We start from the raw sequence: 10,096 nt of genomic DNA on the forward strand, positions 1-10,096 counted from the left end.
TCGACCCGCCGGGCGGCTTTTCCTTTTCGTCCGGGTACGTTAGTGTCCATTAGGTTAGGCTAACCGAACAGTCGACGTCCGGGCCTGCGCGAGGAACGGACGAGGGCGGCTCGGCCGCCTGCGCGTGTGCGAAAGGGAATTCACCTCGTGTCCTCACCTGCTCCGGCCCGTCCGCGGCCGGTCCACCGGGCGGCGGATCTCCTGGCCGCGTACCTGCCGGGGTCGTTCTACTACTCGTCGGCCCGCGGGGTGCTGCTCGCCGACGGGGTGCACGCGCACGTCCGCGGCACGCCCGGCAACCGGGCCGCGGCCGCTGCCGAGGCGCTGGAAGCCGCGGTGCTGGCGGGGGTCGCGAATCCGGTCGTGGCCGGAGCGATCGGATTCCGGCCGGACTCCGGGAGCAGCCTGATCGTGCCCGCGGTGGTGCGCCGGGCCGGGGCGCCGGGCGACGAGGCCGCGCGGGCGGCGGACTCCGGGGAGCGGCCAGCCGCGGGTTCCCTGACCGGATCCCGCAGCGGTTCAAGCCCCGAAGGCTCCGACGGCCCCGAAGATCCCGAAGGCCCGGGCCCTGAAGGTCCCGAAAACACCGCAACACCATTGCCAGACGGCCAAACCCCCTGGACCGTAATCCCTCGCCCGGCACCCGAGGTCTACGCCGAGAGCGTCCGCCGTGCGGTCGACCTCATCGCCGACGGGGAACTCCGCAAGGTCGTTCTCGCCCGAGCGCTGGATCTCGTGGGAGAGCAAGGCGTCTCCGTCCGGCAACTGCTCCGCAACCTCGTCGTGGCGGACCCCGCGGCGCACGCCTTCGCCGTCGACGTCAGCGCGCCCGGGGACCCGGCGCCGCGCACGCTCGTCGGGGCAAGTCCTGAGCTGCTTGTTTCCCGCAAAGGCACTGTGGTGACCGCGAATCCGCTCGCCGGGTCGCGACGGCGCACCGGAGACCCCGCCCAGGACGCGCAAGCGATTGCCGAGCTGCGAGTGTCCGAAAAGGACCTCAACGAACACGCTCTCGTCGCCGCGCAGGTCGCGGAGGTGCTGGGGCGCTACTGCACCGAACTGGACGTTCCGGAAGAACCGGAAGTGATCGGCACGCCGACGATGTGGCACCTTTCGACCCGGATCACCGGGCGGGTCGGCCCAGGCGGGCCGTCTTCGCTGGAATTGGCCGAAGCACTGCATCCGACGCCTGCGGTGTGCGGCGTTCCGGTCGGCCTGGCGCGCGACACGATCGCGCGGTTGGAGCCCGAGGACCGCGGCTATTACGCGGGGCTGGTCGGCTGGACCGACCTCTCTGGGGACGGCGAATGGGTGGTCACGATCCGGTGCGCCGAGGTGTCCGGCAGGACCGCGCGGCTGTTCGCGGGGGCGGGCGTCGTCGCCGGGTCTGATCCGGCCGCGGAATTGGCCGAGACCAGTGCGAAGTTCGGGACGCTGCTGCGTGCGCTGGGCGCGGAGGGGGTCGCATGAGCTTGTGGCCGGAGGAAACCGCGGCGAGGTACCGGGCCAGCGGGTACTGGCGCGGGCAGACGTTCGGGGCGTTGCTGACGTCGCTCAAAGACGCGTACGCGGACCGGACGGCGGTGGTCGGCGAGGAGCAGCGCTGGACGTTCGCCGAGCTGGACGAGCGGGCGCATCGGCTGGCGGCGGGGTTCGTCGCGAACGGGCTCGGGCAGGGTGACCGGGTGGTCGTGCAGTTGCCGAACATTCCGGAGTTCGTGTCGGTCGTTTTCGGGCTGTGGCGGGCCGGTGCGGTGCCGGTGTTCGCGTTGCCCGCGCATCGGGACAGCGAGTTGCGGCACTTCGCGGAGCAGAGCGACGCGAAAGCGATCCTCACCGTGGGGAAGCACGCTGGGCACGATCACGCGAAGATGGCGCGTGAGGTCGCGGAGCACCAGAAAGTCCTTGTCGTCGGGGAGCCGGAGTTCGCGGAGCTGGCGGCGACCGCACCGCAGGAGCTGCCGGAGCCGGACTCGGAAGGAATAGCGTTTCTTCAGCTGTCCGGCGGAAGCACCGGGCTGCCGAAGCTGATTCCGCGCACGCACGACGATTACCTTTACAGCGTCCGGGAAAGCGCGCGGATTTGCGGGCTGCGGAAGGAAAGCGTTTATCTCGCCGCGCTGCCGGTCGCGCATAATTTCCCGCTCAGCTCGCCGGGTCTGCTCGGCGCGTTGCACGCGGGCGCGGCCACGGTGCTGGCTCTCCGGCCGGACGCCGACACCGCGTTCCGGCTGATCGAGGCCGAAGGGGTCACGATCAGCGGGGTCGTCCCGCCGCTGGCGGCGGCCTGGGTGCAGACGGCGGCGCGCACCGGCCGCGATCTGTCCTCTTTGGACGTTCTGCTCGTCGGCGGGGCGAAATGCGGCCGGGAACTCGCCGAACGCGTCGGCCCTGCGCTGGGGTGCCAGTTGCAGCAGGTGTTCGGCATGGCCGAGGGACTGGTCTGCTACACCCGGCTGGACGATCCGGAGGACCTCGTGCTGAGCACGCAGGGGCGGCCGATCTCGCCGGACGACGAGGTGCGCGTCGTGAATCCGGACGATCCGCTGGCGGCGTCGGACGATCTGGTCGAACCGGGCGAGGTGGGCGCGCTGCTCACCCGCGGGCCGTACACGATCCGCGGCTACTACAACGCGGCCGAGCACAACAAGACCGCGTTCACCGAGGACGGCTTCTACCGGACCGGAGATCTGGTGCGGCGGAGGGAATCCGGGCATCTCGAGGTCGTCGGGCGGGCGAAGGAGCAGATCAACCGCGGCGGCGAGAAGGTCGCGGCGGAAGAGGTCGAGAACCACCTGATGGCGCATCCGGGGGTGCTCGACGCCGCGGTCGTCGCGGTGCCCGACGAGTACCTCGGCGAGCGGACCTGCGCGTACGTCGTCCCGGCCGACGGGGCCCAGCCGAGCGCGGCGGAACTGCGCCGGTTCGTGCGCGGGCGCGGGGTGGCCGCGTTCAAGGTGCCGGACCTGGTGGAGGTGGTCGGGGAGTTCCCGGTCACCGGCGTCGGCAAGACCAGCAAACGCGAACTGCGGGCGGCACTGGCCGCCCTGGCGAAGGAGAGGTGAGGCGTGTCCCTGCCGAAGATCCGGGCGTACCCGCTGCCGACGGCGGCGGACCTGCCCGACGGACGGGTGCAGTGGCGGCCCGACCCGGCGCGGGCGGCTCTGCTCGTGCACGACGTCCAGCGGTATTTCCTTGCCCCCTATGAGGGTTCGCCGATTCCGGAGATGGTCGCGAACATCGCGGAGCTGGCGGAAAAGGCGAGAAGCTGGGGCATGCCGGTGTTCTACACCGCGCAGCCGGGCAAGCAGCCCGCCGCCGATCGCGGCCTGCTCACCGAATTCTGGGGCGACGGCATCGGCGCGGTGATCGACGACGACCCGCGCGCCGCGGACATCGTCGACGAGCTAGCTCCGCAGCCGGTCGACACTGTGCTGGACAAATGGCGCTACAGCGCCTTCCAACGCAGCACTTTCCGCGAGCAGCTCGGCGACCGCGACCAGCTGCTGATCACCGGCGTGTACGCGCACATCGGCTGCCAGGCCACGGCGGTCGAGGCGTTCATGCGCGACGTCCGGCCGTTCCTGATCAGCGACGCGGTCGCGGACTTCGACCGCTCCCGGCACGACCAGGCGTGCGAGTACGTCGCGCAACGCTGCGGCGTCGTCACCACCACCGCCGACGCGCTCGCCGCGCTGTCGGCGCCGATTCCCGCAGGAGCACCTCGATGAGCACCCCCGGACTGACTGCCGACCAGGTCAACGCCGACGTCGCCGAACTGCTCGGCTGCGGACTCGACGAGCTGACCCCGGACACCGATCTCGCCGACCTCGGCCTCGATTCGATGCGGATCATGAGCCTGGTCGAGAAGTGGCGCGGCGCGGGCGCGGCGCAGCTGGAGTTCGCCGACCTCGCCGAGGACCCGCGGCTCGGGCACTGGACGAAGCTCCTCACCGGCGGCGCGCAGTGAGCCGGGACGCGCACCGGCACCGCCACACCGCCCGGATCGCGGAGGTCCGCGCGGGCCGTCAGGCCGAGAAAGTGCCCTACCCCATCCGGATCCGGCGCGCGGAGGTCGTGCGGACCAGCGCGGTCGGCTCCGGGCTGCTGCGCGTCACCCTCGGCGGGCCGGGCACGGCCGGGTTCGAGGCGCATTCGCCGGACGAGCACGTGAAGATCCTCTTCCCGGACGCGGACGGCGAGCTGCGGCTGCCCGAAGCGAACGGGGACATGCTCCGCTGGCCGAAGCCGTCGCCGGTCTCGCGCGAGTACACCGTCCGCCGCTACGACCCCGCGTCCGGCGAGCTGGACCTCGACGTCGCCCTGCACGACGGCGGTCTCGGCTCGGACTGGGCGCGTGCGGTGCGGCCGGGCGAGGCCGTGCACGTCGCCGGTCCGCCGGGCGGGCTGATCGTGCCGCACAACTACGACCGCTACCTGCTCGCCGGCGACATCACGGCACTGCCCGCGTTGGCGCGCTGGCTGGAGGAACTGCCGCGGACCGCGGCGGGCTGGGCGTTCGCCGAGATCGCCGACGCGAGCGAGCAGATCGACCTCGACGCTCCGGACGGCGTTGAGGTCCATTGGCTGCACCGAGGTCCCGGCAAACCGCCTGGCAGCGTTGAGCTTCTCGCCGACGCCGTGCGCGAAGTCAAAGTGCCTGAGGGCGAACGGCTTTACGCGTGGGTCGCCGGAGAAGCGGGCGCGATCAAACCGCTGCGCCGCTGGCTGCGCGACGACCTCGGGCTCGCCCGCGAGGACTACGACGTGACCGGCTACTGGAAACGCGGCGTCGCGGACTTCGACGACGAGCACGACCACTGATCCATCAGAACAGCAAGGACCCTCGCATGACCGTCACCCGAACCACCCGTCTCGCCGCCGCGGCCCTCGCGGTCGCCCTCACCGTCGTCGCGGGCTGCGGCTCCGGCGACGCGCAGAGCGGCGGGAGCGACGCCCCGACCCGTGCCTTCGCCGCCGACAACGGCGAAATCAAGATCCCGGTCAAGCCGAAGCGCGTGATCGCGACCGGCTACGCCGTTCCGGCGCTGCTGGAGGCGAAGGCTCCGCTCGTCGGGATCTCGACGTGGAAGCGCGGCCTGCCGATGATGACGACCGAGGACCGCAAGAAGTACGACGAGCTGCCGAAGGTCGCGGGCGAGCAGGCTGCCGAGACGAACTACGAGGCGATCGCGCAGGCGGATCCGGACCTGATCGTGATCGGCGTGCCGAAGCCGGTGCTCGCGGACATCGACGTCAAGCGGCTGCAGGAGATCGCGCCGGTCGTGGCGATCGGGCCGTCGGTGCCGTCGGCGTGGCGGGAGCTGTCGCGCAAGCAGTCCGACGCGGCGGGTGCGCTGGCCGGGTTCGACGCCGCGCGCCAGGAGTACGAGGCGAAGGCGAACCAGCTCAAGGAGAAATACAAAGCTGTGCTGCCGCAGCTGAAACTGGGCCACGTCGGCGCGTACGGCGAGGTCGCGAAGGGCAACTTCCAGCGCGAGTTCAAGGATTCCTGGGGCACCAACGTCGCGCAGGACCTCGGCGCGAACTACTTCGGCCAGGTGAAGGTCAAGGGCGGCGGCTCGAAGGACGTCAGCGAGTACCCGTCGATCGAGGAACTGCCGACCGCGTTCGCGCAGGCGGACGCGATCACCTACTCGGTGAAGCCGGACGGCTCGGTGCCGCCCGCGGTGAAGTACGTGCTCGATTCGCCGCTGTGGAAGGAACTTCCCGCGGTGAAGGCGGGCAAGACGTTCGCCTTCCGCTACACCGAAGCGGCCACCTACCGGGCGGCGATGAAGACGCTGGACGCGGTGGACCAGGCGTTCGCGCCGCTGCTGAAGAAGTGACCGCGCGCAGCCGGACCGCGCTGCTGGCCGCCGCCGTCGTCCTGCTGGCGGCGGTGGCCGTGGTCAGCGTGGGCGTCGGCGCGCACGGCATCGCGCCGGCGGAGGTGCTCCAGGCACTCTTCGGGCACGGCGATCCGGCCGACCAGGCGGTGGTGCGCGACGTCCGGGCGCCGCGGGCGTTGCTGGCGGTCGGCGTCGGCGCGGCGCTGGCCGTGGCCGGGGTGCTGGTCCAGGTGCTGTCGCGGAATCCGCTGGCCGAACCCGGCGTGCTCGGCGTGACCGCCGGGGCGGGGTTCGCCATCACGATCGGTTCCGCGCTCGGCATCGCCGTTTCGGCGTCCGGGGAACTGCTGTTCGCCGTGCTCGGCGCGGTGCTGGCGACCCTGCTCGTGTATGCGGTCGGCCGGCGGTCTCCGTTGCGGATGGTGCTGACCGGCACCGCGCTGACGTTCGTGCTCAGCGGTGTTTCGCTCGGGCTGCGGCTTTTGCTGCCGGACACTTTCGACCGGTACCGCTTCTGGGCCGTCGGTTCGCTGGCCGGACGGGAGCAGGCTCCGCTGACGGTGCCGCTGGTCGTGATCGCGGTGAGCGTGCTCGCTGCGTTCCTGTTGAGCCGTCAGCTGAACGCGCTCGCGCTTGGTGACACTGTCGCGCACACGCTCGGCGCGCGCGTGGCTCGAATTCGTGCGGTGACGCTGTTGCTGATCACCTTGCTGGCCGGGGCGGCGACCGCGGTGGCCGGCCCGATTCTGTTCGTCGGCCTGATCGTGCCGCATCTCGCGCGGCGCGCGGCGGGCGCGTCGGTGCCATGGCTGACCGCGTTCGCGGTGGTGCTGGGCCCGATTCTGCTGCTGGTGTCGGACATCGGCTCGCGCGTGCTGCTGCCGACCGGCGAGGTGCCGGTCGCGATCGTGACGGCGTTCGTCGGCGGCCCGGTGCTGATCTGGGCGGTCCGCAAGTACGGGACGGCCGCCCTATGACCGCGTTCGTGTTCCGCCGCGGGCGGGTTTCGCTGCGGGTCGAGCGCCGGACCGTCGTTCTCGTCGCTGTGCTCGCCGTCGTGCTCGCCGGGCTCGCGTTGCTGGGGCTTTGCTACGGCGCGGCTTGGGCGAGCCCGGCGCGGGTGTTCGCCGCGCTCGGCGGGTCCGGCGGCGGACCGGGCGTGGTGATCCGCGAATGGCGGCTGCCGCGCGTGGCCGCCGGGCTCGTGTTCGGAGCCGCGCTCGGGCTGGCCGGGGCGGTTTTCCAGAACGTCACGCGGAATCCGCTCGGCAGCCCGGACGTGATCGGGCTCGATTCCGGCGCCTACACCGGCGCGCTGGTCGCGATGACCGTGCTGTCCGGGTCGCCGGCGCAGCTGACGTTCGCGTCGGTGGCCGGCGGGCTGGTCACCGCGGCCGCGGTCTATCTGCTTTCGATGGGCGGCAGCCGTTCCGGGTTGCGGCTGATCGTCATCGGGATCGCGGTCAACGCGATGCTGACCGCGCTGAACTCGTGGATCGTGCTGCGCGCGGACCTGGAAGTGGCGATCGCCGCGGTCGGCTGGAGTGCCGGTTCGCTCAACGGGATCGGCTGGAGCGACGTCGCGGTGCCGTTCGGGGTGCTGGCGGTGCTGTTCGCGGTGCTGGCGACCCGTGCGCCCGCGCTGCACCAGGCGGCGCTCGGCACGGAACTCGCGGTGACGACCGGCGTCCGGCACGAATCCCTGCGGCTGCAGCTGGTCGTGATCGGCGTCGGCTGCACGGCGACGGTCACCGCGGTGGCCGGGCCGATCGCGTTCGTCGCGCTCGCCGCCCCGCAGATCGGCCGCAGGCTCGCCCGCGCGCCCGGCATTCCGCTGCTGCCCGCCGCGCTGATCGGCGCGGTGCTGCTCGCCGGTGCCGATCTCGTCGCGCAGATGCTGCTCGCCCCGGTGTCGCTGCCGGTCGGCGTGGTCAGCACCGCGATCGGCGGCTGCTACCTGATCTGGCTGCTCACCAAGGAGGTGCGGCGGAAGTGACCGCCCGCTTGACCGCGCGGGACCTCACCCTGCGCTACGGCGACCGCGTCGTGTCGACGCAGTTGCGGCTCGACGTGCCCGACCGTGCGTTCACCGCGGTCGTCGGCCCGAACGCGTGCGGCAAATCGACATTGCTGCGCGCGTTCGTCCGGCTGCTCCGGCCGTCGGACGGCGGCGTGACCTTCGACGGCCGCGAGGTCGGGGCGTATCCGGCCAAGGCGCTGGCGCGGGAACTCGGCTTCCTGCCGCAGGATCCGTCCGCGCCGGAGGACGTCCGGGTCCGGCAGCTGGTCGCGCGCGGCCGCTTCCCGCACCAGTCGCTGCTGTCGTCGTGGTCGGCCGAGGACGAGACCGCGGTGGTCGGCGCGATGACCGCGGCCGGGGTCGCCGGGCTGGCCGACCGTCCGGTGCAGGAGCTTTCCGGCGGGCAGCGGCAGCGGGTGTGGATCGCGGTCGTGCTCGCGCAGCGCACGCCGTACCTGCTGCTGGACGAGCCGACGTCGTTCCTCGACATCGCGCACCAGTACCAGGTGCTGGAGCTGCTGAAGCGGCTGCGCGACGAGGGCCGCACGGTGATCGCGGTGCTGCACGACATCAACCAGGCCTGCCGCTACGCCGACCACGTGGTCGCGATGCGCGACGGCCGGGTCGTGGCCGAGGGCGCGCCCGGCGACGTCGTGGACGCCGACCTGATCAAGGAAGTCTTCGACCTGCCGAGCGTCGTGGTGCCCGATCCGGTCACCGGGACGCCGATGGTCGTGCCCGCGCTCTGACCCCGGGAGTCATCACTTGAGCACCGCACTCGCCACCCTCGAGCTGACCAGCGCCCAGCTGGGCATCTGGAACGCGCAGCGGCTGGAACCGGATTCGCCGTACTACTTGGTCGGCGACGTCATCGAGATCTCTGCGATCTCCGGCGGCGCACCGGTCGACCTCGCGGCGCTGGCCGAGGCGATCCGGGCAACCACCGAGGAAGCCGAAAGCCTGCGGCTGCGGGTGCTCGACACCCCGGACGGGCCGCGGCAGGTCGTCTCCGCCGACCCGGTTCCGCTGCCGGAAGTCGTTGACCTGCAAGGGGAACCGGACCCGCTGGCCGCGGCGCACGCCCGGGTCGCGGCGGAGCGGCGGCGGGTGGCCGAGGCGTGCCGCGGGATGCTGGACCGGACGTTGTTCTCCCACCTGATTCTCCGGCTTTCCGGCACCGAAGTGTGGTTCACCCAGCTCGGCCACCACCTGGTGTTCGACGGGTACACCGCGGCGATGCTCGCCCGGCGCACGGCCGCCCGGTACACCGCGGCGGTGCGGGGCGAAGAGGTTCCGGCGTCGACGTTCGGCCGGTTCGCCGATCTCGTCGAAGCCGACCGCGCGTACCGGATGAGCGAGCGTTTCGCGCAGGACCGCGAGTACTGGTGCGATCGGTTCACGCCGATGCCGGAACTGGCCGAGGGCGCGAGCGCGGCCGGGCTGCCGGAAGCGACGTTCACCGCGCGCGCCGAACTCACCGCGGATCAGGTCGCGGGTCTCCGTGAACTGGGGAAGCGGGCGGGGACGACCTGGGGCGACGCGCTGATCGCGTGTTACGCGGCGTTCCTGCACCGGGTGCTCGGGACGGCGGACGTCGTGTTCGCGGTGCCGTTGATGTGCCGCGTTGGGTCGGCGTTGCGCACTCCGGCGATGGCGGTCAACGTGCTGCCGCTGCGGGTGAGCGTGCAGCCGGGGGATCGGCCGGAGGAGCTGACCGCGCGGGTTGCGGAAGCGCTGCGGGAGATGCGCGCGCACCAGCGGTACCGGGGCGAGAATCTGCCGCAGGATCTGGCGGTGCCCGGCGCTGGCGCGTTGCTGCACGGGCGCGGGATCAACCTCAAGGCGTTCGACCTGGAGCTGGCGTTCGGCGAGGCGCGCGGGACGATGCGGAACGTCGCGGGCGGGCCGCCGGAGGACATGGGGCTCAGCGTGCTGCCGACGGCGGGCGGCGGGCTGTTGCTGGGGTTCGAGGTCGACGCGCGGTCGCAGGACCAGGCTGGCGTCGACGCGCAGCTCGCGGCGTTGAAGGCGTTGATCTCAGCGTTCACCGGTGCGGACGCGCCGGTCGTCGGCGGGGTGGACCTGGTGCCGGACGTCGACGCCTTGCTCGCCGAATGGTCGACTCCCGCTGTTTCCGCGCCGGAAGTGCCGGAAAGGGGCCTATAGGGTAAAAGAATAACACAAAAAGCCCAAAACAGAAAAAACGCCCGGGTGGTGGGGGGCG

General features: G+C 71.8%; 9 protein-coding genes and 1 pseudogene. All 10 read left to right on the forward strand.

Features of this window, described 5'->3' with window-relative positions; genetic code table 11:
- Positions 1-147 precede the first annotated feature (147 nt).
- The gene (locus ACWGIC_RS29585; RefSeq protein WP_452079198.1) at positions 148-1,470 is read left to right on the forward strand and encodes an isochorismate synthase; all 1,323 of its coding nucleotides are present in this window, start codon (positions 148-150) and stop codon (positions 1,468-1,470) included.
- On the forward strand, positions 1,467-3,065 hold the full coding sequence (locus ACWGIC_RS29590; protein ID WP_452079199.1) for a (2,3-dihydroxybenzoyl)adenylate synthase: 1,599 nt from the start codon (positions 1,467-1,469) through the stop codon (positions 3,063-3,065). The genes ACWGIC_RS29585 and ACWGIC_RS29590 overlap by 4 nt, the downstream gene beginning before the upstream one ends.
- Positions 3,066-3,068: 3 nt before the next feature.
- Positions 3,069-3,731, forward strand: coding sequence for an isochorismatase family protein (locus ACWGIC_RS29595; RefSeq protein ID WP_452079200.1), 663 nt, complete (start codon positions 3,069-3,071; stop codon positions 3,729-3,731).
- Positions 3,728-3,970 (forward strand): phosphopantetheine-binding protein, encoded by a 243-nt coding sequence (locus ACWGIC_RS29600; protein WP_378398362.1) that lies wholly within the window; start codon positions 3,728-3,730, stop codon positions 3,968-3,970. Before ACWGIC_RS29595 ends, ACWGIC_RS29600 begins: the two co-directional genes overlap by 4 nt.
- Positions 3,967-4,824 (forward strand): siderophore-interacting protein, encoded by an 858-nt coding sequence (locus ACWGIC_RS29605; protein WP_452079201.1) that lies wholly within the window; start codon positions 3,967-3,969, stop codon positions 4,822-4,824. The genes ACWGIC_RS29600 and ACWGIC_RS29605 overlap by 4 nt, the downstream gene beginning before the upstream one ends.
- A gap of 26 nt (positions 4,825-4,850) precedes the next feature.
- Positions 4,851-5,849 (forward strand): ABC transporter substrate-binding protein, encoded by a 999-nt coding sequence (locus ACWGIC_RS29610; RefSeq protein ID WP_452079202.1) that lies wholly within the window; start codon positions 4,851-4,853, stop codon positions 5,847-5,849.
- Positions 5,846-6,829 carry a FecCD family ABC transporter permease gene (locus ACWGIC_RS29615; protein ID WP_452079203.1) on the forward strand — a complete coding sequence of 328 codons (984 nt, stop codon included), beginning with the start codon at positions 5,846-5,848 and terminating at the stop codon, positions 6,827-6,829. The genes ACWGIC_RS29610 and ACWGIC_RS29615 overlap by 4 nt, the downstream gene beginning before the upstream one ends.
- Complete coding sequence (locus ACWGIC_RS29620) at positions 6,826-7,848, forward strand: FecCD family ABC transporter permease (RefSeq protein ID WP_452079204.1); 1,023 nt, start codon at positions 6,826-6,828, stop codon at positions 7,846-7,848. The genes ACWGIC_RS29615 and ACWGIC_RS29620 overlap by 4 nt, the downstream gene beginning before the upstream one ends.
- Complete coding sequence (locus ACWGIC_RS29625; RefSeq protein ID WP_452079205.1) at positions 7,845-8,621, forward strand: ABC transporter ATP-binding protein; 777 nt, start codon at positions 7,845-7,847, stop codon at positions 8,619-8,621. The genes ACWGIC_RS29620 and ACWGIC_RS29625 overlap by 4 nt, the downstream gene beginning before the upstream one ends.
- 16 nt (positions 8,622-8,637) lie before the next feature.
- Positions 8,638-10,026, forward strand: a pseudogene (locus ACWGIC_RS29630) (condensation domain-containing protein); the annotation flags it as partial.
- Positions 10,027-10,096: the final 70 nt, after the last annotated feature.

This window comes from Amycolatopsis sp. NPDC054798, from assembly GCF_053611505.1.